We start from the raw sequence: 25,965 nt of genomic DNA on the forward strand, positions 1-25,965 counted from the left end.
ACGAATGCGCCGAACGGTAGCACGCGCAGTCAACTGACCCCGAGACCGCAACACACAATGATTCTCTTCGGATTCCGAACAGCGCCAAAACGACTCACGTCGTCTTCCGACACAATCTCCGAGCCATCACCAAACGAAGCGACCGTCCGACCTCTTCTTCATTCGAGATCACGCCAGTCACCGGATCCCCCGCCCGACAACCTGCACCGCATTCGACCAGACCTCCGGCGCCGTCGCCGCCCGCACAACCCCGCTCACCACCCCCACACCAGCACTTCAGGTCCCAAGACTCAGGCCCCAGAACTCCGGACTCCGGACTCCGGACCCTGGACCCTGGACCCTGGACCTAGATCACATTGTGCTCTTCCTGCAACTGCCCTTCGGCAAAGCGGGACGGCCGGAATGCGGAAATGTCGACGGTCTTGGCCTGCCCGTCCAGAATCAGCTCGGACATGCACGCGCCGATCGCGGGACCTTGCATGAAGCCGTGCCCGCTGAACCCAGCTGCCACCGCGAGCCCGTCGACTTCGTCGATGTAGCCAAGCACCGGATTGTGATCGGGTGTCACCTCGTAGAACCCTGCCCAACCGTTGAGAATGCTCGCCTCCTCGAACGCAGGAATCATCTCGACCAGCGCCTCTACCGTCGTTGCCATCCAGTCTTCATCGACGGACTTGTCGAACGAGCTCGGCTCATCCCGGTTCGCCATGCCGAAGAGGAAGCCGTGGCTTTCCGGGTGCACATAGAGGCCACTGCTGAAATCGATCGTCATCGGCAGGGTGGGTGGCAGCGCATCGAACGGTTCGGTGATCCAGCTCATGCGACGATACGGATCGACCGGTATGTCGACCTCGGCCAGCAGTCCAACCTCACGTGTCTGCGGCCCGGCGCAGATGATCACCAGCGGACTCGAAACCCGGCCATCGGGCGTTTCGACACCCTGCACCTTGCCGTTCTCGACCATGATGTCGAACACCGGAGATTCCTCCCGGAAGCTCACACCCAGACGTTGGGCGGCTCGGGCGTAGCCGATCGTAGCCGCGAACGTATCGCACCAGCCGTCCTCGGGACAGAACGTCCCGCCGTATACCCCGTCGAGCACGACATACGGATTGAGCGCGTGAATCTCGTCCCGGTCCACCCAGCGGGCCGGGACGCCGAGCCGTTGTTGCAACGCGAGATTTTCGCGAAAGACGTTTTCGTCCGCGGGGTCTTTGAGCAGAAAGAGATAGCCCTGCTGGCGAAGCGAGATCTCCTGTCCGAAGCGCTCCTGAAACGACTCCCAGACCCGCACACTGTGGGTGGCCAAGCGGACATTGGTTTCGGTGGAAAACTGCTGCCGGATGCCGCCGGCCGCGTCAGCAGTAGCGCCACGGCCAATCTGGTCGCGTTCGAAGACGACAATGTCCTTCATGCCGCGCTCGGCGAGTTGCTGCGCGATCGCGCAGCCCATGATTCCCGCACCAACAATGATCGCGTCCGCCGTTGCCATTTCGTTCGCTCCCGAGATGCGGTCTCACCCCGCACCACGCCTGTTCCGAGCCAGATGGCCCGTCCGGTTGATTTCGTATCGTGTAGATTATCGGCCAACGACCTTCCTTTCCGAACGTTCGCATCCTGGGCGCCGGCGCCTGGCATGTTCGACCGATTCGCTCGACGGAGAGCAGTCATGGCGACGAGCGACGAGAGTCCGCTTCTCTTGCTTCCCACCGTGATCGAACGGTGTCGCCATCAGCGAGGCACGCTCAAGCTGGCCGATTCCACCGGCGCGAAACTCACCGGCGGCGAAACGCTGGTGCGGGCGTTGGCGCTGCGCCGTATCTTGCGGAGGCATTTCCTCGCCGATGACGAACGGATGGTTGGGATCATGCTGCCATCCACCGTCGCCGCGGCAGTGACGAATCTGACCCTGGCGCTCGACAAGCGCGTCTCGGTCAATCTCAACTTCATGCTTTCGCGCGATTCTCTGGATCAGTGCATCCAGCGCGCGGGCTTGCAGCACATCATCACCAGCCGCAAAGTGCTCGAGCGGCTGGAAATGGAGCAGCGTCCGGAACACATCGTTCTGGAGGACGTTCCCATCCTCGTCGGCAAGCGCGACAAGCTGGTTGCCGCTGCGGAGGGCTTGGCGCTTCCCACCAGGCTGCTCGTCAAGCGGCTCGGGCTCGACGATATCGACCCGCACGACTTGTTCACCATCCTCTTCACATCCGGTTCCACGGGCGTCCCGAAGGGCGTGATGCTGAGCCACGCCAACGTCGCATCGAACTGCCTGGCGGTAGGGAATGGCATCCACATCAGACCGTCCGACATTTTGGTCGGGGTGCTGCCCTTTTTTCACGCCTTCGGTTTGACGATTGCGCTCTGGATGCCCCTGACTAGCGATGCCGCCGCGGCCTATCACACCAGTCCGTTGGAAGCGGAGCATATCGGCCGACTGACCAGCGAGTGCAAAGGGACCATTCTGGTCACCACACCCACCTTCCTGCGGCTCTACATGGCACGTTGCGCGCCCGAGCAGTTTTCCTCGCTCTCCCTGGTGGCGACCGGCGCCGAGCCGTTGACACGTGAGGTCATCGATGCCTTCGAAGCGCGCTTTGGCCTGCGGCCGTTCGAGGGATATGGCGCCACGGAGACATCACCCGCAATCGCGTTCAACACCCCGCCGGATCGCGCTCCAGGGCACGCCACCAATCTGCTGAAAGAAGGCACCGTGGGGCGCCCAATCCAGGGCGTGCGCATCGAAATCCGCGACCGTGACACCGGCCAGCCATTGCCAATCGACGAGGAGGGCCTGGTCTGGTCGACCGGACCCAACGTCATGCTCGGCTATCTGGACGATCCCGAGCTCACGGCCAAGGTGGTTGTCGACGGTTGGTACAACACCCGGGATATCGGCAAGCTGGATGCCGATGGTTTCCTGACCATCACCGGCCGGCAATCACAGTTCTCCAAGATCGGTGGCGAAACAGTGCCCCATCTTCTGGTCGAACGCGCAATCGCGGAGGTGCTCGGCGCGGAACGGGCCGATACGCCCGTGGTGGCCGTGACGGCGGTGCCTGATCCACGCAAAGGCGAACGCATTGTGGTGGTGCACACACCAATTTCGCTCACGGGCACCGAGATTGGACAGGCCCTGCGCGGAGCCGGGCTGCCTCCACTCTTCATTCCCATGGCCGATAGCTACATAGAGGTCGAGTCGCTTCCTGTGCTGCCAAGCGGAAAGCTCGATCTGGGAGCGATTCGCGCCATCGCCAATGCGCACTTTGCGCCGGCGCCGGCCAAGAAATAGGGGCTGCGTCGAGCGCGTGCAACTCAGCACATCCCGCTCGGAGCCGGTCCAGAGTAAGATTGCCCCCGATGTCCAGGCGGTCTTTTCGACGGCTTCGCGTGCAGGTGGAGCAGCGCCCGTGCCCAATCCAACCTACGATGCCATCGTCATCGGCGGCGGTCACAATGGCCTCGTCGCTGCGGCCTATCTCGCGAAGGCCGGCTATCACACACTGGTGCTCGAGCGGTATCACACGGTTGGCGGCGCTGCATTCTCACAGGAAATCGAGCCGGGTTTTCTCCTCTCGGAAGGGTCGTACGTCCTCTCGCTCATGCCGCGGTCGATCATCGACGACCTCGACGCGTGGGGTGGCATTCAGCTCATCGGACGTGACCCACGCTTTTTCATGCCCTTTCCCGATGGTCGCGCGCTGACCGCCTGGGAAGACCACGACAAGTTCATTGCTGAAATCGCGCGCTTCTCCGAACGGGACGCGAAGGCATACGACCACTACGACGCCTTCGTGGAAAAAGCGGCGACGGTGATGGACCGCTACATTCTCTCCAACCCGCCGTCGTTCGCCGAGTTCGCCTCCAACTTCAAGACCGCCGATGAAGCGCGCATCTTTCAGAAGATGATTCTCGGTTCCGCGGCCGAGGTGGCGGAGTACTTCTTCGAGTCCGAGCAGGTGCAGGCGATGGCTTGTGCGTTCGGCTTGATCGGCACATTTCGCGCCCCCCGCGATGCCGGAACAGCCTATGTCAAGCTCTACCACGCCATGGGGAATGTCACCGGCAAGCGCGGTCAATGGGCATATGTCAAGGGCGCCATGGGCGCCGTCAGCCAGGCAATCGCAAACTCGGCTCAGCGCTTCGGCGCCGAGATCATCACCGATGCCGAGGTGGCTCAGGTTTGCATCGCGAATGGACGAGCGACCGGCGTTGTCACTACTGACGGCCGGGAATTCGGCGCCAGGGTCGTCCTCTCAAATGCCGATCCTGTCCGGACCTACACCAGGCTGGTGGATGCATCCGCACTACCGGCCGAGTTCCTGGCTGACATCCAGGCAATCCAGATCACCTCGCCAGTCATGAAGATCAACATGGCGCTGGAACGGCTGCCGGAATACACCGCCGCCGGCCACGATCAGAAGCTGGCCTACACCGGTGGTGTCTTCATCGGCCCGAGCATCGACTATTTCCAAAAGGCGTTCGAAGACGCACGCCACGGACAACCTTCCGACTATCCATTCTTCAGCGTGCATACTCAATCGGCAGTCGACCGCTCGGTGGCTCCCGAGGGAAAGCACACGCTCTCGATCTTCACGCAATACATGCCATATCACCTGGCCGAGGGCGATTGGGACACGCGCCGCGAGTCGATAGCCGATCACGTGCTCGACCGGTTCAAGGATTACGCTCCCAACATCGAGGACATCGTCATCAAGCGACAGACCCTGGCTCCGCCCGATATCGAAGCACGCTTTGGACTGACCGGTGGCCACATCTTCCAGGGCGAGTTGGTGCCGGAGCAGGCGTTCGACCTTCGCCCTGTACCGGGAAGCTCATCCTACGAAGGCCCGGTGGCCGGGCTCTACCTCTGCGGTTCCGGCGCGTGGCCCGGCGGCTGCGTGATGGGCGCGCCAGGACACAATGCTGCGCAGGAGGCGATCGGCAAGCTCGACTCCGGTCAGCATCGTGCCTGATCTCGTTCGACGATACGGCGTACATGGGCCTCGAGAATGGAAGACAACGAGTACTTCGAATTGGAAGAAGGTGAATCAGAGCTTGTGATTGCGACCGAACCGATTGTCGTTACGGACTATTCCGCCCATGCCCAACAGGTCTTGCTGTCTGCCAAAACCGCCGCTGTCACCTCCCCGGGAGGGGTGATGACCTGCGAACTGTTGCTCTGCAGTTTGATCTCGGATCCGGAGTCTGCCGCGACCCTGGTCCTGGCGCAATGCGGATTCACCGCCGAGTACGTGACCCACACCATCGGCTTCATTGGCGGGACGGTCCCAGCCCAAGCTCCCTCCGAAACTGTAGTGGCTTCGCCACGTGTCGAGCGCGTTCTCGCCACAGCAGCCATCGAAGCCGGCAATCGCGGAGCCGACCGGATCGACACGCTCCATCTCCTCTACGCATTGATCCGTGAGCAGCAGGGTATTGCAGCGGTTGCGCTGGAAATGCCCGGCGTCGGGCATGAGATGATCGGCGCTGCCCTTTCGAACGCCTTTCGCACAGGAATGACCGATCCATCGTGAACCGCCTGAAGCCGACCAAACCCCTCTCGTTCCTGCTCGTTCTCGCGATCATTTTCATACCCGCCATCGCCGTCACGGCCGCGCTCGCTGCAAACCAGATGGGCTATTGCGTCAACGCAGTCCTTCCAGGGGGAGACAACCTCAACGCCAGGCCATACCTGCTTCAGGTTGGTTCAGAATCGGCGCAAATCCGCGTGCGCTGGACCGTGGCCCAGCCAGCGACCATCGAGGTGACGGCTGACGGGCAAGCGCAGATCACGCAGACAGTCGATGCCGCCAAGCTCCAGACGTTCGACTTGACCGGTCTCACCCCTGGAACCGACTACACCTACACCGTGGAGCGGGCCGGTTCCACCTGGGAGGGAACCTTCCGCACCCCAAGCGGACGCGAGGATTCGGTCCGGTTCGATGTACTCGGCAGCAGTGGTGTCAGCAACGACGCGCAACACGCGATCGCGGACCGGATGGTCGCGGATCAACCCGATTTCGTGCTGCACACCGGCGATGTCGTCTTCCCACGAGGCGCGCTCTGCCACTATGGGCTGCGCTACTTCGGCCCGTATGAAAATCTTCTGCCCAACGCGGCCGTGATTCCGGCGATTGGAGAGATCGATCTCAAATCGAGCAACGGCAGCGCCTTTCGCGAATCGTTCTTGTTCGAACCTGACGATCCACTCTATCGATCCTTCGATTACGGCCCGGTGCATGTAGTGGTGCTGAACAGCCGCCTTTACGAGCAAGACGACCAATCGGCCATCGACCTTCAACGCGCCTGGCTCGAGGACGATCTCGCAGCCTCAGCGGAGGCTCCCTGGACGGTCGTGGTTGTGCACCGGCCACCCTACTCGTCCACCGAAGGGGCGGCCAGCGAGGAGATCCGCGCGGATCTGGATCCCATCTTCGTCCAGCACGGGGTCGATCTCGTCCTCTCGGGACATGCGCGCAACTACGAGCGCTTCGAGCCAGATGGCGGCGTGACCTATGTCGTCACGGGTGGCGGAGGCGCCGATACACAAGGATTCGAGGCCAATCGAACCTCGGTCGCGGCTGCCGACGTGCATCACGTTCTGTCCGTGGACGCATCGCCCAGTGAGATGACCGTGCGCGTGATCGACGAGAACGGCGCAACGATCGACACATTCTCGCTGCACGGTTGATGCGGCCGCAAGCGCCCCGATGGGGTCACCGGCGTCGCGATCGAAGATGAGCGCTCCACACTCGCAGATCGTCGCCCATCGTTTCGCAGCCACCGCGGGGGATACGGCTGAGGTTCACGTAACTCATGGTAAAATCGAGGTGTTCGCCACCGGCGTGCTGGCTGGTGGCTGCGCGGAGTTTGCGCGGCTCGCGGACGTTGTGAGCCTTCGGGTCAGGGTATGCCGCCCCCAGCGGCACGTTGCGTAGTGAAGACGCCGATATCGGTCCTCCAGCGTGTTTGGACCGCCACGGCGATCCAGACATATGCACAAGAGGACTATGTAAAGTGACAGAAGAGGAAATGAAACCGAAACGTCGTGCCCGCAAGACGGCCACGCCGGAAGAAGAGGCGGCCCAGATCTTGCTGGACAATGGCATTGCCGCCGTCGAGATTGCTGATGAGGCCCCCGCAAAGAAGCCGCGGACGGCGAAGAAGGCTGTGGCTGTGTTAGAGGCGACGGAAACTTCGGAATCCGAAAAACCAAAACGCACGCGCGCGAAGAAGGCTGCTGCTGAGGCTGAGCCCAAGGTCGAAATCGTCGAAATCGTCGAACCGGTCGAGATCATCGAGGTGATCGAGGTCGAGGAGCCGGTGGAGTTCATCGACTCATCGTCGTATGGGGATCCAGATGATGACTTCGATGGCGATGTGGCCAAAGTTGCCGCCGAACGTGTGGCGCCTGAGCCCACTCGCGATCGCAAGCGCGAGAGCGACACCCTCACGTTTTCCGACCTCGGTCTGAGTGACGCCATTCTGAAGAGCGTCAAGGATGTCGGCTACGAGGAGCCGACTCCGATCCAGGCCATTACCATTCCGGCCATGCTCCGGGGCGGCGATATCATCGCGCAGGCGCAGACTGGTTCGGGCAAGACCGCTGCCTTCGGTCTCCCCATCATCGACACCGTCAACGGCCGTGATCGATCGGTGCAGGCGCTCATTCTGACCCCAACGCGCGAGCTCGCCATCCAGGTGGCCGAAGCGCTGCACAAATACGGCAAGCACAAGGGCATCGAAACCCTGCCGATCTATGGCGGTCAGCCGTACGAGCGGCAGTTCCGTGGCCTGCAGCGCGGTCCGCAGATCGTGGTCGGCACCCCCGGCCGCGTCATGGACCACATGCGCCGTGGCACGTTGGTGCTCGATGACCTCGAGTTCTTCGTGCTCGACGAAGCCGACGAAATGCTCGACATGGGCTTTATCGAGGATATCGACTGGATCCTCGAACAGGTCCCGGAGGACAAGCGCACCGCGCTCTTCTCCGCAACCATGCCGCCCCGCATCGTCGAGCTCGCAAAGACCCACATGAACAACCCTGAACGGCTCACCGTTCAGGGCAAGCAGATGACTGTTCCGGCTACGAGCCAGACGTATTACGAGATTCCCCGCAGTCGCAAGACCGACGCGCTCACCCGCATCCTCGATGCCGAAGCGCCGCCGCTGGCCATGATTTTCGCCCGCACCAAGTTAGGCGTGGACGAGCTGGGCGAGGCGCTGCTGGCCCGTGGTTTCGCGGCCGAAACGCTGCACGGAGACCTGTCCCAGGCCCAGCGCGACCGCGTCATGCGCCGCTTCCGCTCCGGGCAGGCCGATATCCTGGTCGCGACCGATGTGGCGGCCCGCGGTATCGACGTGGACGACGTCACCCACGTCATCAACTATGACGTTCCCGAAAGCGCTGAGACCTATGTCCACCGTATCGGGCGCACCGGGCGAGCCGGCAAGCGCGGCGAGGCGATCACCCTCGTTACCCCAAAGGAAACCCGCTGGCTGCGTCAGATCGAACGCATCATCAAGGCCAAGATCGAGCCGCGCCGCCTTCCGACGCTCGCGGACGTGGCCGAGCGCCGCAAGGACGCAATGAAGTTGGAAGTGCTCGAAGCGCTGAAGGACGAAAACTCGTTCCAGACCTACATGCAGGCGATCAACGACCTGGCCGAGGATCACGAGGCGACCGATATCGCCGCCGCGCTCCTCAAACTCTACGCCGATCAGACCGGCCGCGGGCTTGCTTCTGAGGCAATCGAGGACGATCTTGCCGCGCTTACCCATGCGGCCGTGAGCCGCCAGGAGCGCTTCGAGCGCGATCGCCGCGATGGCGGCCGTGAGCGCGATGGCGGCTTCCATCGAGACGGCGGGCGTGACAGCGGCCGCTACGAACGTGGACAGGAACCGGGCATGACTCGGCTTTTCCTCAACATTGGTCGCAACTTCAATGTTCGCCCGCAAGACATCGTCGGCGCCATCGCCAATGAGGCCGGCATTCCCGGCCGCTCGATCGGCGCCATCGACATTCTCGAGACCTACAGCTTCGTCGATATCCCGAGCCAGTACGTCGATCAGGTCATCGACGCAGTGACCTCCAGCGGCATCAAGGGCCGCAATGTCAACGCCGAACGCGCCCAACCGGGCGCCGGGCGAGGCCGCGATAGCGACCGAGGCGGCGATCGCGGAGGGTATCGCGGCGACCGCGGTGGCGACTACCGCCAGAACCGGCCGCCCCGCCAGCAAGGCGGCGGCAGCTACGGTGGCGGCAACCGTCAGGGTGGCGGTGGTTACGGAAACCGCCGCGATTCCGGTCAGGGCGGCTACCAGCGCAACAGCGGCGGTCAGCGCCGCGGCGATGGCAACACCTGGGACTACCGAGGCGGGAACACCAGTTATGGAAATCGACGAGACAGTGACATGGTCGATCGCACCCCGCGAAGCGACCGATTCGACCGCAACCTGGGTCGTGACCTCGACTAGCCGCGCATGTCGCTGACCCTTGCCAGCGCCGACTTCGACCCCCGCTCCATTTTCGGAGCGGGGGTTGTTTCACTCGACTCCTCGCGACTTGCGACAGATCTTCAGCGAGCACGTGACGTTCGGCCATGAAACGTGCCACACACATCTCGACAGGAGCGGCAATTGCGCTGCCGATGGCGGTGGGCCTATCGCCCGCAGCAGCAGCTGGAGCGGTTTTTCTGGGCATGGCCGGTGCGGTTGTCCCCGACTATGCCGATCTCCATTCCGATCTCCGCCGGGTGCTGCGCCATCGCGGCGTCTCGCATAGTCTCCTCTTTGCCGGAGTGGCGACCGCGCTCGTCTATCTTCTCCTGACCGCGCTGAATCAGGTCACCGACGAACGCTTCCAGCTGCATTCCGAACTGGTCATCCCGCTCCTGCTCGCCTTCGGACTTGGGATTGCCTCTCACCTCGTGCTCGACGCCGCGACTCCCACCGGCATTCGACCGTTTCTGCCCTTCTGGGGAGTTCGGGTGCACATCCTCCCTCCCGGGTTGCGCATTGCCACCGGCGGACATGTGGACGGGCTGGTCCACACCATGACCTCGCTCATCGTGATGCTTGGCCTCATCTATCTCGTCGTCGAGCGCGTCCGATGACCACCGATTCGACCATCCTCCGCCGCTATCGCTCTGTAGTGGCGCGCAGTGACGCGCTCGGCATGGGAGCCGCGCTCGATCCTCGCCTGACCAGCTATCGGCAGCGCGCCGAGCATCGGCTCGACGGGCTGCGCTCGATGCTCGAGGTGTTTGGCGATCCGCTCTCGGCCACACCGATCGTGCATGTCGCCGGCACCTCGGGCAAAGGGTCGACCGCAACTGCCATCGCGTCGATCCTGACCTCCGCCGGATACAAGACCGGGCTCCACACGTCGCCCTACCTGCAAGTCGCCACTGAAAAACTCCAGATCGACCGCGAGTTGATCCACGGCAACGCATTCGCAGGACTGGTCGAGAGCACGCTCGATCGGTTGGAAGACGCCGGCTTCCGGCCGAGCTACGGTCAGCTCTGGATGGCCATGGTGCTTCGCTGGTTCGAACAGGAAGCAGTCGATGTTGCAGTCATCGAAGTCGGTGCCGGCGGGCGTTTCGACTTGAGCAATGTGGTGCATCCACTGGTATCGGTCATCACCGAAATTGGCTTCGATCACACCGACACCCTCGGCCACACCATCGAGGAAATCGCCTGGCACAAGGCCGGGATCATCGAACCAGCTACGCCAGTCGTGGCCGCCGTATCGGACCGCACAGCGCTGCAGGTGATTGCCGGGGAAGCGCGCACCCAGGGCGCCGATCTGCATCGTGTCATCCCGACGCAAGGCGACTTCCGCCGCACTAACGAGGCAACCGCTCGACTCGCGGTCGAGTTGCTCGGTTTCGATATCGCGCAGGCCGATATCGTGGAGGGGCTCGCGCATGCGCGCTTGCCGGGACGTACCGAGACCATGCAGGACCATCCTTTGGTCGTGCTGGACGGAGCGCACAACCCCCAAAAAATCGCTTCGCTTGCGGCGTGGTTCAGAACCATGCATCCGCATGCCAGACCGGTCGTGGTCGCGGGGTTCCTGGAATCGAAAGACGCGCGTGCCATGCTGGAGACGCTCGCATCGTTCGCCTCGGAACTGGTCCTGACCGAGCCGGCCATTCCGAACAAGGCGTCCCTTCCCGCCGCGCGCCTGGAAGCGCTTGCTCGGGAGATGATGCCCGCTGGTCCGGTTTCGATCGAGCCTGAGCCAGCAGCGGCAGTCGAACGTGCGATCGAACGCGCCAGACACAGTAATCAGCCGGTGCTCGTCACCGGATCGCTCTACCTGGTCGGGAACGTGCGCGGCCGCTGGTATCCAGATGAGTCCGTCTTGCTGCAACGAACTCCCTGGCCGCGGGTGTAGCCGACAGGAGTGGTTGGACGGAGAGGGTCCGATCGTCCGGTGGCAACACGAAAAAACCCGGAGGCGGTTCGCCCCCGGGATTCAGAGTTCAATTCTCTGTGCGGAGTGCTATCGCAGTCCGCGTTCCTGGGCGCGGTACCAGAAGAGTCCGACCACCGAAGCGATGATGCCACCGACCATCAGATAGATGCCGAGATCGCCCGCGCGGTCGTAGAACTCATACGTAGACGTGGCGATGCCATAGAACGTGAACCCTACGGCCCAAGCCGTCACTCCGACCGCCACTAGCAATCGCGCCAACATCCCCTCGTCGTTCCTTTCCCGCGCGAAGACGCGGATCGCACCCTCAAGCTCTGCCAAAGGGTAGCAAAAACCCCGCCGCCGCGTCGTCCCCAGCTACAAGATCTCCTTGGTCCGGTCATATCCAGTCGAGGTAATGAGCCTGGCGCCGCGGTCGAACCGCAGATACGACCACGCCCACTGCATCGCCACTCGCAATCGGTTCTGGAAGCCGATCAGGAAAAAGATATGAATCCAGAGCCAGACCAGCCACGCGCCGAACCCGGCAAGGCGGAACCCCCTGATATCGGCGATCGCCCGGTTGCGCCCAATCGTCGCGAGGTTGCCCTTGTCCTTGTAGACAAATGGCTCCGTCGGCCTGCCCGCAATCAGCCGGCGAATGTTCGCGCCGGTCTGGCTGCCTCCTTGCATGGCAACCTGCGCCACTCCGGGATAGGGCCGGCCATCTGGCCCCTGCAACGCGGCAAGGTCCCCCACGACGAAGATATTGGGATAGTCCTTGACGGACAGATCGGGTTGCACCAGGACTCGCCCCGCGCGGTCCAGCTCCACGCCCAGCGACTGGCCAATGGCCGAAGCCGCCACGCCCGCGGCCCAAATCACCGTGGCGGCACGAAACCGCCGTCCCCCGGCCATGACCCCGTCGGCATCAACTTCGGTCACAGAGGTATCGGTGCGGACCTGCACGCCCACCTGGTTGAGATACCCGGTCGCCTTGCGGGCCAACGACTCGGGAAACGCCGGCAGGATACGCGGCGCAGCCTCGAAGAGAAAGATGCGCGCCCAGGTCGGATCGATCCGGTTGAACTCGCGGGCCAGTGTGTGGCGGGAAATCTCGCCCAATGCGCCCGCCAGCTCGACACCGGTTGGACCGCCCCCGATCACGACAAACGTCAGCAACCGGTCACGCTCGGTGTCGTCTTCGGTTCGCTCGGCCTCTTCGAACGCTATCAGGATACGGCGGCGAATCTCCAGCGCGTCTTCCAGACTCTTCAATCCGGGCGCGTATGGCTCCCAATCGTCATGCCCGAAATAGGAATGCCGCGCTCCGGTAGCCAGCACGAGATAGTCATACGGAATCGGCCCTGCATCGGTATGCAGGATCTGCTCCTTGGGATCGACGGAGATTGCTTCCGCCATCAGGATGGCGCGGATGTTGTCCTGCCGATGCAGGATCGAGCGAATCGGCTTGGCAATATCCGCCGGGGAGAGCGCCGCGGTTGCGACCTGATAGAGCAAGGGTTGGAACGTGGATGATTGCGGCGATCCACAACGATGATCTGACTGGAGCATTCTTCAGCGCCTGCACAACGCGCAATCCGCCGAATCCGCCCCAACCACCACCACGCGTGGCTGTTTGGGTGTTGTCGACATCTCTCAAGCTCCAGCAACCAAGAACCGCCGAGGCAGTTCACCTAGACATGAATGAGCTCTGTCTCGATTTCGCCAACGACGCCGAGTTCGAGATTGCGTTCGATGAACTGAATGATCGTCGCAAGCATTTCGTCGGCATGCGATGCCTGATTGCTGATGCAAACAATGCCCAGCGTGGCAACCCGCATGTCGTCCAGGTCGTCCACCTCGGCGATGCCGGCATTGAACTGATTGCGCACCTTCGCCGTGATCGACCGTACGACCTGCCGCTTGTCCTTCAACGAGAACGAATAGTCCAGGGAGAGGTGACATGCGCGACGCCGATGATCGAGGCCATCTCCGGGTTACTCCCGCGGTGACGACCAGCGTGGTCAGCTCCCCGCTCGATCCCCACCACCACGTCAATCCCAGCCGCTCGGCGACCGGCGCGGCCACATCGTGGTACGTCTCGGCCAGCGAGCAATCGGTATCGAGCTCGGCGCACAGCGCCTCGTTCGGGAACCCGAAATTACGGCTTCGGCGCGGCCCGCCTCCAGTTTGGTGGAATGAACCTGCGCGCCGATCGATTTGTAGTTGGTCAGCACGGCATCGAGGAACACCGCGGGATCGTGCGCCATCGAATCGTCCCAGGAGTTCGCATAGACATGCCCCAAATACGCCGACCATCCATCCAGCGGAATGCCTGCCTGCGCCAGATAGCTGGTAGTGGCAATGATCAGCGCTTGCGCATTCGCTCGCGCCAAATCGAGCAGTTCCTCGACCGATTCGTTTGTGCCCACCTTTGCCTCGACTCGCTCCATCTTTCCACGAGATTTTGCTCATTGTACCCACCATCGACCTGAAAGAATCGGTTCCGGACCGATCGACAAGACGCAGCTGCATCGTGGCTCAGGCGCAAGAATCCGGGTGCCAGCAACGAACTGGAATGCGCCGCTGAAACAGATCACGTTAGGCGACCAGAAATCCCTGTCTGGACAGAAGCCAGTCAAAATTCATAATTGAGTCGCACACACAAACGTTTCGCCGCGTACCAATGCGAATCCGCGAGGAGCCATTCCATGACTGGCCCCAGCGAACGAGCCATTTCTCCACCAATCCGGCAAGACATACCTGGCGCGCATCGGCTCGTCGGACGAACGAATGAACGGGGTCTCCTTTCTGATGCATTGCAGGCCGCATCGAATGGAACCGGGTGGCTCATCCTCCTGAGCGGAGAAGCAGGAATCGGGAAGACATCGCTGGCCCGCGATCTGGCGATCGAAGCTGAGGCGACTGGCATCCAGTTCGAAACCGGTCACTGCTTCGATGTATCCAGTGCCCCGCCATATGGACCGTGGCTCGAGGTCTTCGCAGACATCGCAGCGATACGAGCTGGCCGGATCCTCCAGCTGCGTTTCGAAACGGGGAGTTGGGTCCGGTTCCGATCAGGCGGCATTGTTCGCGGAGGTTCGGAGTTTCTTCGAAGACCTTGCCGCCAGCCTGCCACTCTTTCTGCTGCTCGAGGATCTTCACTGGGCCGACCCGGCCAGCGTCGAGCTTCTTCGCTCATTGGCCCCTGCGCTCGCCGATATGCCGATGCTCGTCATTGCCACTCTACCGGCACGACGAACTACCTCGGCGCCATACCTTCGCGCAGATGTTGCCCGCGCTTGTACGAGAGGGAGACTCGCTTCGGCCTCGAACTCAAGCGGCTCGACGGCAGCGCCCTGCTCCTCCTGATCAGGCACGAGTATCGCCTCTCGTCGGCCGATGCTGTTCGGTTGAGCGCATATCTCGAACGGCACACCGATGGCAATCCATTCTTTGCCGTGGAGCTGCTTCGATCCCTGGAAGAAGCGGGGCTGCTTCGAGTCGGCAGCGACATCTCACAGCTCGGGGAGCTTGCCCGCGTTGTCGTTCCCTCGTTGATTCAGCACGTAATCGACAGCCGAGTCACCCGAATGGGAGAAGCCACGCGGGGTCCGCTGGAGATCGCCGCCGTGATCGGCCAGGAGGTGCCGCTGGCGCGTGGCAGCGCTCGCCGATCTCGAAGACGAGGCATTGCTCGCGATCGTCGAGCGGGCTGCCGCGGCCCATCTCATCGAGGCCATGCCCAACGGGACCCATGTCCGCTTCGCATGCGCTTACCCGGGAGGCGATCTACGAGGGGATTCTGCCTCCCCGCCGACGCCTATGGCACGAGCGCATCGCCGAGGTGATGGCATCGGAACCGAACCCGAATCCGACGCCGTCGCGCTGCACTTTCAGCTCGCGGGCGACATTCGGGCGGTCGAGTGGCTGCAACGCGCAGCCGATCAGGCGCAGTGCGCATACGCATGGTTGACCGCCGCGGAACTCCTTCGTTCCGCAGCCAACATCATCAAGGCAATGGAGGGCCAGAGCTCCACATACAACCGACTCATCCTGCGAATCTCGTATCTACTTCGCTTCTCCTATCCAGCCGAAGCCGCGGAACTTCGAATGAGACTGACGAGCGTGCGGCCCGCTCCGGCGATCATATTGCCTCCGCGCTGATTTCCCATCTTCACGGTGTCTTGCTTTGCTACTCAGATCACTTTCGCGCTGGAATCGACACCTTTCCACCGGATTGCAAACACCGCTTGACCTTTCGATCGATGCGAATCAGGTGACCAAAATGGTCACGATGTGGTTGACGAACACAATTTCCGAAATGCCAGCCTTCGATCGCGCGGCAGTTGTCTCCGTAGAGCGAACCTTGCATGCGGCTGGGTTCCACTGACTTCAGCGGAGCTGACTTGTGGTACTACATCGACCGGACAAGCCCAGGTGGCGATCGAACGGCAGCGTCAGTTCCTGGCGATGCTCTCGGGCCTTCCATCGATTCCCAGTTTCACCGACGCGATGCGTGCGTTCCTGCTAAACGGACAAGCGGCAGCGCATGCAGCACTCGGCGAGGCCGACATCGCCAGCCAGCATGGACATGAAGCCGTACGGCTCTTCGGCTCGGTGGGCCATCACATGCTCGTGGCCTTCACATTGCTCGGTCTGCTTCGGGACGTGGAACTCACCTGTCGCGCTCGAAATCCGTCCCTTAGGCGACAACGCGCCGAAGAAGCAGCCGCAGCGCTCTGCGCGCGCCGGGGAGCGCTCCGGCCAGGAGTGTCCCCGCGGCTCGCCTTCCTGGGATGCTTTTTGACGGACGATAGCGGACGCTGATGAGATTCTGCGCGACTTCCTGACCCTTGGAAACGTCTATCTGCGCCGTGAAGTCACGACCACGAACGCGTTCCTCGCCCGTCAACGCGCTGAACCGCTATCCGCCTGGAATGAGATTTTGAGGTTGCTGCCAGAGGGAGACCGAACGGAGCCCGGCGATACCTTTGTTTCTCGAAGGATTGTTCCTGCAGCGCCTGGCCGCGGAACTCTGCATCGACGCAGGCGATCTCGACGGAGCCCGCGGTTGGCTGGAAGCACACGACCGCTGGCTCGCCTGGGGCACAACGGTGCTGGGACGCGCCGACGGTCAGCTCATGGGCCATCTGGCATCAGGCAGTTGGCGATGTGGCCACGGCTCGAGACTGCGCCGCGCAGACAGTGTCGTTGCGTCGTCCCCGGATCAACCGTTGGTTCTGCTTGCCGCGCACAGGATCATGGGAGAGCTGGAAGCAACCTCCGGCAACCCGGATTCCGCCGAATCGCACCTGGAAGTGTCGCTCGAGCTGGCCACTGTCTGTGACGCTCCGTTCGAACGCGCCCTGACGTTGCTCGCGCTCGCGAAGTTTCGAATGGAGATGAAACAGGCAATGCCCGTTGAGCCACTCCTGGACGAGGCCCGGGCAATCTGTGAAGGCCTTGGAGCGGTTCTCGTACTCGCGCGCATCGCCGAACTGACGAACAGACTAACTGCGTCGAAGCCAGGATCGACGCATCCAGCCGGACTGACAGCCCGCGAGCAACAGGTGCTGCTCCTCGTCGCTGCGCAGAAGACTGACAAGGAAATTGCCGAAGCGCTTTTCATCAGTCCGCACACGGCGTCAACCCACGTCAAGCACGTGCTTGCCAAACTCGGCGTCAGCAGTCGCCGTGAAGCCGCCGGGTATGCGGCGTCCCTCGAGAATACTGGCCCGGATACCTAATCGATGGTCGCGGAAATACCTAGTGACGGGTGATGTCCGAGGCCCGTTTCTCGCTGATGATGGTTCTGGGATCAGGATGCCGCTGATCCACCGAATGCATCCGATCCGCACGGGACATGCGCTCCGGTGCGAGATCACTCACAGAGAGGAGCAGCACGATGCAACAGGTCTTCCATGGAAACTGCGCGCTCTACAGTGATTTCGTCGCCGCGCAGCAACGACAGAACGCCGATCTCGCCCGGGCGGCCTGCTGCCGCATGATGCATGAACACCAGGCAACATCATCGATCGACACAACGCTGCGCCATCGGATCGGAGCACTCTTGATCGAAATGGAACAAGACTCGGCGGGGTTCCGGCCACCAGAACGACAAACGCAATGCCGATCACCGGGTAGCAGACCCTATGAATCACTGGATAAACATGCACTGAATCGACCCAATCGCGTCGTACGAGAATTCAGGAGGAGCACCATGACAACTGCAACCTTGACCCGTTCTCCGAACCTGTCCAGCGAAGCGATCCAGCGCCTCACCAGCACGATCCGGGGTGAGGTCTTCACCCCGCAAGACGACCGCTATGACGAAGCGCGTTCCATTTACAACGCCATGATCGACAAACGCCCCGCATTGATCGTGCAGTGCCGATGCCGCGGACGTGATCGCCACGGTCGATCTCGCGCGCGAGACCGGCATGCTGCTGGCGATCCGGGGCGGAGGGCACAATGGTCCTGGCCTGGGCACCTGCGAAGGTGGCATCGTGATCGATCTCGCGCCCATGAACGGCGTCCGGGTCGATCCAGTTGCCCGCACGGTGCGGGTCGAAGGTGGCTGCAGATGGGAGATGTCGACCACGCCACCCACGGCTTTGGCATGGCCACTCCCAGCGGCATCATCTCGACCACGGGGGTCGGCGGTCTCACCCTCGGCGGCGGGCTCGGCTATCTGACCCGGTCTTGTGGATTGTCGATCGACAATCTGCTCGAGGCCGATGTCGTGCTGGCGGACGGCTCGTTTGTGACCGCCAGTCCCGAGTCCTACCCGGATCTTTTCTGGGCGTTGCGGGGAGGCGGCGGCAACTTCGGTGTCGTGACCTCCTTCCTTCTTCCGCCTGCACCCGGTCGACACGGTCTACGCGGGTCCCATGTTCTGGCCCGTCGAGCAGACGACCGAAATCCTCACCTGGTATCGCGATTTCATCGTTCAGGCGCCCGATGACCTGAATGGCTTCTTCGCGTTCCACATCGTCCCGTCGTCCGAACCGTTCCCACAGGAGCTTTGGGGTCGCAGTATCTGTGCCATCGTCTGGTGCTATCTCGGCTCGCTCGATTCGGCGGAAGAGGTCTTCGCGCCAGTACGATCCATGTTCGGGACGCCGCTCCTGGACTGGGTCGGGCCGATGCCGCATCCCACCATGCAATCGCTGTTCGACGGTCTTTACCCGCCTGGCGACTACTGGTATTGGAAGGCGGATTTCGTCGATGAGCTGGACGAAGCGATCGCCCTGCATGCCGATTTCGGCTCACGTTTGCCAACCGCCAAGTCAGGAATGCACCTCTATCCCATCAATGGTGTCGCCGGACGCATTGCGCCCGATGCGACCGCCTGGAACTACCGCACGGCCAATTGGGTCAGGTGATGGCGGGCATCAGCTCCGACCTGGCTGATATCCCGGCAATGACTGCCTGGGCGCGCTCGTATTGGGAAGCGTTGCATCCGTACCGGCTGGCGGAGCCTATGTCAACATGATGATGGACGCCCCGATGAGGGCGCCGATCGGGTCCGCGCCAGCTACGGTCCCACTACGAGCGTCTCACCAGGATCAAGGCCAAGTACGATCCCGGCAATCTCTTCCGGGTCAACCAAAATATCCTGCCCGCCAACTAGCACTGTTCCACGGCGAGCCAGCCACCTGCCGGTGACGAGCTCGCCGAGGAAATAGCTCTTGTGGTAGGGTGTGCATGCCGAAGGGGCGAGGTGATGCATGGTGAACAGCATCATCCGCCCCTTTGTGTACTTACGGGCAACCGTGCCCAATTGGCGTACTGCCTTGCTCGCCAGGGGAAACGATGAATCATGAGAACCTTCGATCACGAACATCCCCTGGGATCTCCCGGACCTACCGCGCTATCGTGACAATCGATGGTCCGCGAGCGCGATCGGGAACCAATCGCACTCCTTCGGTGTACAAGGAGGAAACGCGGTTCGCACTGAGGCAAGACACCGATCGACGACGACCTTATTCAACGAGCCAGGACGGGAGACCAGCACGCCCTCGAGCAACTCGTGCGGCGGTATCAGGACGTGGCCTTCCGCGTTGCCTTGGTCATCACTGGCGATCGTGACGAAGCGCAGGACGCCACGCAAACCGCATTCATCAAAGCGGTCCAGGCACTCCGGCTCATTTCGAACCGACGCCCTGGTTTCGCCCGTGGCTGCTGCGCATCGTCGCCAACGAAGCGAAGAACCGTGTGCGATCGCGCGCCTGCCACGCGACCGGTCCTCTGACGAGCGCATCGTCTCCCTTGGACCATCGCCAGACGAGCCTGCGGAGCGCAATGAACGACATCGAGAACTCCTGGCGGCGGTACGCACGCTCAGTCTGCCCGATCAGCAGATCATCACGTACCGGTACTTTCTCGAATTGTCTGAATCCGAGATCGCCAGTCTGCTCGGATGTCCGCGTGGGACCGTGAAGTCTCGCCTCAGCCGCGCGACATTCGCCTCCGTGAGGCGCTCGTTTCAGGACAGGAGGGATCATCGATGTCTAGCCGGTGGTCCGACATCTCGAGGGACGACCTCGAACTGGAACTCAACGCCCTTGGCGCCCGGCTCGACTGGTCGCCCACACCCGACTTGGCTGAGTCGATTCTCGCCATCCAAGCCGCGCCCACCCCACTCCCTCGAGCGCGTCATCGACGGCATTGGCTTGCGACGGCGGCGCTCGTTCTGCTGATCGTGGGCGCGCTCCTGGCAGGATCGGCAACCGTTCGCACCTCGGTGGCTGACTTTCTGGGAATCGACGGTGTGTGCATCGAGTTCGGCGAACCACCGGCCGCGCCGGTAGAAACGCCGAATCTGGGCACACCGACCTCGATGCAGGATTTTGTGCGCTGGCTTCCATTCGCACCGATGCAGCCAGCCGCGCTCACCAACCCGACGCGCTCTATCTGCACGTGCTCGAAAACGGCGATGTGCTCGGGCCGATGGCCTGGCCACCGGACGACGCGCTTCCGCAGGCCGCCGAAACCGGTCCCGGTGCCTTGTTGATGCACTCGAACCACCCGGACGACATCTACATGATGATCAAGACCGTCGGGACCTCCACCGGGTCCATCACCGAGACGACGGTGAACGGAGAGCCCGCCTGGTGGATCGAAGGCGCATCGAATCTGACCATCTTCGGAGAGGAGTCCATCGAATCCCGTTCCACCGCCAACGTCCTCCTTTGGCAGCAAGGCGGTATCGGGTTCCGTCTCGAATCTGCGCTTTCCATCGACGAGGCGCTCGCCATCGCGGAATCACTCGAGCCAGTCTCGTGACACCCGCTTGCCATGCGCGGTCAGGCATCACCGGACAACGGACCAGATGTGCTTGCCTGAGCTATACGCCCAGGACATCCCGTTCTCGTGGAACCTGAACGCCTCCACCGGTGTATGAGCGGTGAACATCTGCCCACACCGAAGGAGGCTTGCCTTGAACAGAAGACGCTTCGTTGCCCTTGCACCACTCGCCGGACTCGCATTGATTCCGCTTCACCATTCGCGCGCCGGTGGTTGGGCCAGCGTGGAAATCGTCGACCGGCCGGGAGTCATCGAGGCTGGGAAGCCAGTCGAACTCTCCCTGGTGATCAAGCAACACGGTATCTCGCCGGTCGACATCGACCCACTAACGGTTTCTGCCACCAACAGTGAAAACGGCGAATCGATCGAAGAAACCGCGACGAAAGTCCCCGGCACCGGGAACTACACCGTCGTGCTGACCTTCCCGACGAACGGGATCTGGGAACTCATCGGTACACCCGGCGGTTTCGCACCATTCGAAATGGGACCAATCGAGGTCGGGCAAGCGTCCAGCGACGAATCGCTCAGCGCGCCTGGCGGAGCCGTGGTCATCGACATCACCGGCGGCATGGGATCCGGCAACTTCGAACCGGGAGCGGTCGAAATCTCGGCCGGCGCACTCGTCGTCTGGACCAACAACTCCGTCGAGGGACACACAATCGTCATCGACGGGGCGATCGAGCATTCTGGCTTGATTGGACCGGGCGCCGCCTACGCGCGGCTCTTTTCCGAGCCGGGAACATACCAATACGTCTGTGGGCCGCACCCCGCCATGACCGGAACGATCGAGGTAGTCTGATCGGCCCCCGCCCCGGAGCTCGTCATCAACCCTGGACCTTCGACCCTTGACGGCCGACTCCGGGATCCGGGCCCCGGACCCAATCCCTAAATCGCCTGCCCGGTCGTCGCGTCGAACAATCGCATCGCGCCGCGCTCCAGATTCACCCACACCGTTTCGTTCGGACCGGGCCGGATCTCCGGCTCGGTCACCACCCGGATGAACTTTTCGCCCTGATGCAGATTGACGATAGTTTCGGAACCCTGCGGTTCGGAGATATAAACCGACATCGGATGCCAGCCTTCGCGCTCTGTCAACGAAAGCCGAATGCTCTCCGGCCGCGCGCCAACGGTGACCGGTCCCTGCGGCAGATCGGCCGGAGCGTGGATCACCCAATCGCCATCGATCACGATTCCATCCGCGGTCCGTTCGCCGTCGAAGAGATTCATCGGCGGATCGCCAATGAACCCGGCCACAAAGGTGTTGGCCGGGTGCTGGTAGATATGATCGGGCTCGCCGACCTGCTGGATGATGCCGTGATTCATCACGGCAATCCGGTCGGACATCGACATCGCTTCGCTCTGGTCATGGGTGACGATGATGGTGGTCACACCAGTCTCCCGCTGCAACGCCTTGAGGTGCGCGCGGGTTTGCACGCGCAGGATGGCGTCGAGATTGGAGAGCGGCTCGTCCATCAGGAAGACCTTGGGGCGCCGCACGATCGCCCGGCCGAGCGCCACCCGCTGCTGCTCGCCGCCAGAGAGCTCCCCCGGCTTGCGGTCCATCTTGCCGCTCAGATTGAGCAGTTTGGCGGCATTGTCGACCCGCTTGGTGATCTCCTCTTTGGTCAGCTTCTGGATCTTGAGCGGATACTCCAGGTTCTCTCGCACGGTCATGTGTGGATAGAGAGCGTACTGCTGGAAGACGAGCGCGATGTCTCGGTCCTTGGCCGGAAGCGGCACCACATTCTGGTCGCCGATATTGATCTCACCCGCATCGGGAAACTCGAGCCCCGCCACCATACGCAACGTCGTTGTCTTGCCGCACCCGGATGGTCCAAGGAGGGACACCAGCTCCCCATCGCTGATGGCCAGGCTGAGATTGCGGACGATTGGTCCCGCGGCCTCGGTGTACGTTTTCCAGAGATGCTCAAGCCGCACGTATCCGCCATCACCGCTGCGAGACATCAACACCTTCCTTCATCGAGGCAAACATCAGAATGGTTGGATTGCTGAATAGCAATTGTTCGTGCAGTCCGGGAACTGGGTCATGCAATCCCGGTCGGTCTTCTCGAATCCACCGTCACATGGCTGGCATCGATCATCGATCAAACAGAAGTCTCGAGCGCCGGCCAACTCCCCCCAATAGTGCATGTCAGCATCCAGGCACATCAGAGTCACATCACCCGGACAGTCGTCGATGAAGAGCGACGCATGCGCAAATTCGGAAGCCAGCTTCTGGTCCTGTTGGCGGTCAGCCGCCGGCGCCAAGCCTTCGCCCGAATACTCACCCAGGATGTTGGCTTCGTAGATAAGCAGATTCCCATCGCGTTCATACGTCGGGTTGAGTAACTCCAGTATGAGAATGTCCTCTTCCCCGGCTGGTGTGCTCACCACCAGGGCCGCATTGGGCGAGTTGGCCGGTGTGAAGCCCATACTCTCGAGAAATGTCTCCGTCTCGACCTGGCCAAAGCTTCGCTGAGGCCGGTCGGAAAAGTGGATCGTCTGTCCGGAATGGCCGCTCAGTGTGAGGAGATGCGTCCCGTGCTTGCCGGCTTCAGGAGATGACGAGGCGTTGGGAAGGAATGTGCCCCCGGCCGCCGTCTGCACGAACAGCGTGGCGCTGTCGGCGGCGCCTTCGCCGGCCTCCGGCGTACCTTGAGCCTGCGCAGCACCCGTGCCAAGCGCGAGTCCAGCAACAGTGGCGACTCCGCCCTTGACGGCTGAGCGGCGAGATCGCCGCGTGCCAAACGAACGCACGATCGCATCGAATGAGCGATAGTCCACGAGCCGACCTCCCAAGAATCAACGCACCAAGAATGCTACTAGAGAATCGCGGAACCAATGCATCGAGGGGAAGCGCGCCATCAAAGCCCTCGAGTGGACGTAATCAGGCTGCGCACCATCCAGCGGCGCAGGATCAGGAAAAGAATCAGCACCGGCGTGAGATAGAGCACGCCAAGCGCCGCGGTGACTTCGGCATTGCGGCCTCCATCAGCGGCGAAGAAGAACTGCAGCGGCAATGTCGCTTTGTCCTGCTGGGTGATCATGATGATGACCAGCAGCACCTCGGACCATGCCGCGGTGAACGCGAACCCGGCCGTAATCGCCAAACCTGTCTTGCTCAACGGCACCAGAATGTCCCACCAGGCGCGCCAGGTCGACCGGCCGTCCATGGCGGCAGCTTCATCCAGGTAACGCGGCAAGCCATCGTAGAACCCCTTCATCAACCAGATCAGGAACGGTAGGATCATGGCGGTCTGCGCCAGGATCAGCCCGCGGAAGGTGTCGATGAAGTCGAGCCGGTCGGCCAGATCGTAGATCGCCACCATGGTGGCCGCGATCGGGATGGCATAGAGCAACAGCACCGCGTAAACGGCATAGGTCTTGTGTCGGAATCGCAACCGCGAGAGCGCGAACCCCGCCAGTGACGCCAATACCGTGGCCAGCACCATCGCGGAAACCGACACGAACAGGCTGTTGCGCAACGCGCGTCCGACATCGCGTTCGTCGAAGAGATAGCGGAAATTGTCGAGCGTCGGCTCGTTCGGCCAGGGAACGTACTTGCCCGCATCGCCATCGAACGCGGCTGCCACGATCCACAAGAAGGGCACCGCAAACAGCAGTGAAACAAGAATCAACGCGATATTCGTCAACCAGCGGGCCCGGCTGGAATAGCGCTCTTTCACCATTGGCGGAGGCGTGAGTTGCTGTTCCATTACTGCTCGCTCGCTCGCGCCAGGCGCAAATAGAAGAGCGCGAAGAACAGGCTCAACACCAGCATGACCACCGAGAGCGCCGCACCGTACCCGATGTCGAAGAGCGTGAACGCCTGATGGTAGGCGTGCAGCGCAATGGTTTCCGTGGCATACGCCGGGTCGCCATTGGTCAAGATCAGGATCATCAGGAAGCTGCCGATGGTGGTGATCGTCGTCACCAGCAAGACCAGCGAGATGACGTGCCGCAACGCCGGGAGCGTCATGTCCTTGAACCGCATCCACGGCGTCGCGCCGTCGATGCTGGCCGCTTCGTAGACCTGGTCTGGAATCGATTGCAGACCGCCCAGGAAGATGATGAGCGCGAACGCAAGCCCGCGCCACGACTCGACCAGGATGACAGCCAGCATCGAGTAGTCGCCCAACATGTCGATACGCGGCAGATGAAGCGTCGTCAGCACCGTGTTCAGCATGCCGTTGCGATAGTCGAAAATGCCGCCCCAGATGAAACCCGCCAGGGTTGGCGGGCAGATCCAGCCGAGCAAGACCGCGGTGAACGCCACCGGCGCCAGCTTGTGCTTGTGAATCTGCGCATGATGGATCAGCAGCGCGATCAGCAGACCGCCGATCGTCTGGCCGATCATGGCAGCGCCGATGGTGAAGATGACCGTGTTCTTGACGAACTTCCAGAAGTCGGGGTTGTCCCAAAGCCGCCGGTAGTTGTCCAACCCGACGAACTGCGCTCCTGCTGAGAACTTGGTCAGTGAGAGACTGGTCGTGCTGGTGTAGATGACCCAGAGCGCCGGAAAGATGAAGAACGCCGAGAGCAGAATCGCTGCCGGGGTAATGGCAACGACGTAGGGCCGTTGCTCCCCTTTGCGCTTCTTGATCGGTGGCGGCGTTTCCGCATCGGCCGGCCAGTTGATCGCAGTGGCGCTCATGGACACGGCTCCGAGATGACGTTGGGCTTGCCCATGGCCCGGGTCAGCTCGTCGGCGAACCGGCTGATTGCCTCATCGGGTGTCGTTTCGCCGGTCGCAACCAGGCCGGTGGCTGTTTGCACGACCCCGATCAGCTTGCGGAACTGCGGTTCCGGAGGCGGGACCGGCAACGACTCCGCCACATCCAGCATCTTCGCGGCCAACGGCGTCGCCAGCCAGGCAACATCGGCCCGCGCATCGTCACGCGCCGGAAGGCGGAGATCGACAACCGCATGGGCGGCCTGGCTCTCAGCGGAATTGAATGCCGCGATGAACGCCCAGGCGAGATCGGGGTTCTTCGAATTGCGGTTCAGGTACCAGGCGTCGCTCGCATCCCCGAGCGCCATGGGGCCGTCGTTTCCCGGGAAATAGGCGACGCCGATCTGCTCCGCCAACGCCGCATCTTCCTCGGTCCAGTAGCCGTACCACTTGGCGGATTCACGCAAAATGCCAAGCTCCCCGTCACCAAAGTACCCGGGAATCGTCACCAGTGGCGAGACGTCGGTCAGCACCGATTGGGGAATGACTGCCG

General features: G+C 62.2%; 25 protein-coding genes. 14 read left to right on the plus strand and 11 right to left on the minus strand.

Annotated elements, in window-relative coordinates; all coding sequences use genetic code 11:
• Nucleotides 1-346 precede the first annotated feature (346 nt).
• Nucleotides 347-1,492, minus strand: a complete 1,146-nt coding sequence (locus R2855_12140; protein MEZ4531756.1) for an FAD-binding oxidoreductase — start codon at nt 1,490-1,492, stop codon at nt 347-349.
• A 177-nt stretch (nt 1,493-1,669) separates the two neighbouring features.
• On the opposite strand from R2855_12140, the gene R2855_12145 reads away from it, so the two are divergent.
• The 7 genes from R2855_12145 (at nt 1,670) to R2855_12175 (ending at nt 11,407) form a co-directional block, all read left to right on the plus strand.
• Nucleotides 1,670-3,292, plus strand: coding sequence for an AMP-binding protein (locus tag R2855_12145; GenBank protein MEZ4531757.1), 1,623 nt, complete (start codon nt 1,670-1,672; stop codon nt 3,290-3,292).
• 118 nt (nt 3,293-3,410) lie between these two features.
• Nucleotides 3,411-4,976, plus strand: a complete 1,566-nt coding sequence (locus tag R2855_12150; GenBank protein ID MEZ4531758.1) for an NAD(P)/FAD-dependent oxidoreductase — start codon at nt 3,411-3,413, stop codon at nt 4,974-4,976.
• A gap of 36 nt (nt 4,977-5,012) precedes the next feature.
• Entirely contained in the window at nt 5,013-5,537 is a 525-nt protein-coding gene (locus tag R2855_12155; GenBank protein MEZ4531759.1) for a Clp protease N-terminal domain-containing protein, read from the plus strand.
• A complete protein-coding gene (locus tag R2855_12160) occupies nt 5,534-6,694 on the plus strand; it encodes a metallophosphoesterase family protein (protein ID MEZ4531760.1) in 1,161 nt (386 codons plus the stop codon). The genes R2855_12155 and R2855_12160 overlap by 4 nt, the downstream gene beginning before the upstream one ends.
• 341 nt (nt 6,695-7,035) lie before the next feature.
• Complete coding sequence (locus R2855_12165; protein MEZ4531761.1) at nt 7,036-9,480, plus strand: DEAD/DEAH box helicase; 2,445 nt, start codon at nt 7,036-7,038, stop codon at nt 9,478-9,480.
• A 125-nt stretch (nt 9,481-9,605) separates the two neighbouring features.
• Entirely contained in the window at nt 9,606-10,118 is a 513-nt protein-coding gene (locus R2855_12170; GenBank protein ID MEZ4531762.1) for a metal-dependent hydrolase, read from the plus strand.
• On the plus strand, nt 10,115-11,407 hold the full coding sequence (locus R2855_12175) for a Mur ligase family protein (GenBank protein ID MEZ4531763.1): 1,293 nt from the start codon (nt 10,115-10,117) through the stop codon (nt 11,405-11,407). Before R2855_12170 ends, R2855_12175 begins: the two co-directional genes overlap by 4 nt.
• Before the next feature lie 108 nt (nt 11,408-11,515).
• Here R2855_12175 and R2855_12180 read toward each other — a convergent pair whose 3' ends face one another.
• From R2855_12180 to R2855_12195, 4 genes are all read right to left on the minus strand, one after another.
• Nucleotides 11,516-11,710, minus strand: coding sequence for a hypothetical protein (locus R2855_12180; protein MEZ4531764.1), 195 nt, complete (start codon nt 11,708-11,710; stop codon nt 11,516-11,518).
• Nucleotides 11,711-11,803: 93 nt separating this feature from the next.
• Nucleotides 11,804-12,946: an NAD(P)/FAD-dependent oxidoreductase gene (locus R2855_12185; protein MEZ4531765.1), complete on the minus strand. Its 1,143-nt coding sequence runs from the start codon at nt 12,944-12,946 to the stop codon at nt 11,804-11,806.
• 176 nt (nt 12,947-13,122) lie between these two features.
• The gene (locus tag R2855_12190) at nt 13,123-13,380 is read right to left on the minus strand and encodes a DUF503 domain-containing protein (GenBank protein MEZ4531766.1); all 258 of its coding nucleotides are present in this window, start codon (nt 13,378-13,380) and stop codon (nt 13,123-13,125) included.
• Nucleotides 13,381-13,482: 102 nt separating this feature from the next.
• Entirely contained in the window at nt 13,483-13,860 is a 378-nt protein-coding gene (locus tag R2855_12195) for a hypothetical protein (GenBank protein ID MEZ4531767.1), read from the minus strand.
• Between the two features lie 1,228 nt (nt 13,861-15,088).
• Between R2855_12195 and R2855_12200 the strand changes: the two genes are divergently transcribed.
• The 5 genes from R2855_12200 to R2855_12220 all read left to right on the plus strand — a co-directional run bounded on the left by R2855_12200 (nt 15,089) and on the right by R2855_12220 (nt 18,816).
• Complete coding sequence (locus R2855_12200) at nt 15,089-15,595, plus strand: hypothetical protein (protein MEZ4531768.1); 507 nt, start codon at nt 15,089-15,091, stop codon at nt 15,593-15,595.
• Nucleotides 15,596-15,868: 273 nt separating this feature from the next.
• Nucleotides 15,869-16,258 (plus strand): hypothetical protein, encoded by a 390-nt coding sequence (locus tag R2855_12205; GenBank protein ID MEZ4531769.1) that lies wholly within the window; start codon nt 15,869-15,871, stop codon nt 16,256-16,258.
• A 164-nt stretch (nt 16,259-16,422) separates the two neighbouring features.
• On the plus strand, nt 16,423-17,178 hold the full coding sequence (locus R2855_12210; protein ID MEZ4531770.1) for a helix-turn-helix transcriptional regulator: 756 nt from the start codon (nt 16,423-16,425) through the stop codon (nt 17,176-17,178).
• A gap of 473 nt (nt 17,179-17,651) precedes the next feature.
• On the plus strand, nt 17,652-18,395 hold the full coding sequence (locus tag R2855_12215; GenBank protein ID MEZ4531771.1) for an FAD-binding protein: 744 nt from the start codon (nt 17,652-17,654) through the stop codon (nt 18,393-18,395).
• On the plus strand, nt 18,322-18,816 hold the full coding sequence (locus tag R2855_12220) for a hypothetical protein (protein MEZ4531772.1): 495 nt from the start codon (nt 18,322-18,324) through the stop codon (nt 18,814-18,816). Before R2855_12215 ends, R2855_12220 begins: the two co-directional genes overlap by 74 nt.
• Nucleotides 18,817-18,968: 152 nt before the next feature.
• On the opposite strand, the gene R2855_12225 is transcribed toward R2855_12220, so the two are convergent.
• The gene (locus R2855_12225) at nt 18,969-19,277 is read right to left on the minus strand and encodes a hypothetical protein (protein ID MEZ4531773.1); all 309 of its coding nucleotides are present in this window, start codon (nt 19,275-19,277) and stop codon (nt 18,969-18,971) included.
• A 929-nt stretch (nt 19,278-20,206) separates the two neighbouring features.
• On the opposite strand from R2855_12225, the gene R2855_12230 reads away from it, so the two are divergent.
• Both R2855_12230 and R2855_12235 read left to right on the plus strand, forming a co-directional pair.
• A complete protein-coding gene (locus tag R2855_12230) occupies nt 20,207-20,719 on the plus strand; it encodes a hypothetical protein (GenBank protein ID MEZ4531774.1) in 513 nt (170 codons plus the stop codon).
• 154 nt (nt 20,720-20,873) lie between these two features.
• Nucleotides 20,874-21,539 (plus strand): plastocyanin/azurin family copper-binding protein, encoded by a 666-nt coding sequence (locus R2855_12235; GenBank protein ID MEZ4531775.1) that lies wholly within the window; start codon nt 20,874-20,876, stop codon nt 21,537-21,539.
• Nucleotides 21,540-21,625: 86 nt separating this feature from the next.
• Here R2855_12235 and R2855_12240 read toward each other — a convergent pair whose 3' ends face one another.
• The 5 genes from R2855_12240 to R2855_12260 all read right to left on the minus strand — a co-directional run.
• On the minus strand, nt 21,626-22,705 hold the full coding sequence (locus R2855_12240) for an ABC transporter ATP-binding protein (GenBank protein ID MEZ4531776.1): 1,080 nt from the start codon (nt 22,703-22,705) through the stop codon (nt 21,626-21,628).
• Between the two features lie 27 nt (nt 22,706-22,732).
• The gene (locus R2855_12245; GenBank protein ID MEZ4531777.1) at nt 22,733-23,524 is read right to left on the minus strand and encodes a hypothetical protein; all 792 of its coding nucleotides are present in this window, start codon (nt 23,522-23,524) and stop codon (nt 22,733-22,735) included.
• Nucleotides 23,525-23,604: 80 nt separating this feature from the next.
• Nucleotides 23,605-24,456, minus strand: coding sequence for a carbohydrate ABC transporter permease (locus R2855_12250; GenBank protein MEZ4531778.1), 852 nt, complete (start codon nt 24,454-24,456; stop codon nt 23,605-23,607).
• A complete protein-coding gene (locus R2855_12255; protein MEZ4531779.1) occupies nt 24,456-25,394 on the minus strand; it encodes a sugar ABC transporter permease in 939 nt (312 codons plus the stop codon). Before R2855_12255 ends, R2855_12250 begins: the two co-directional genes overlap by 1 nt.
• A partial coding sequence (locus R2855_12260) for an extracellular solute-binding protein (GenBank protein ID MEZ4531780.1) occupies nt 25,391-25,965 on the minus strand: 575 nt, incomplete at its 5' end. The genes R2855_12260 and R2855_12255, both read right to left, overlap by 4 nt.

The sequence above is a fragment of the Thermomicrobiales bacterium genome (assembly GCA_041390825.1).
Taxonomy (GTDB): Bacteria; Chloroflexota; Chloroflexia; order Thermomicrobiales; family UBA6265; genus JAMLHN01.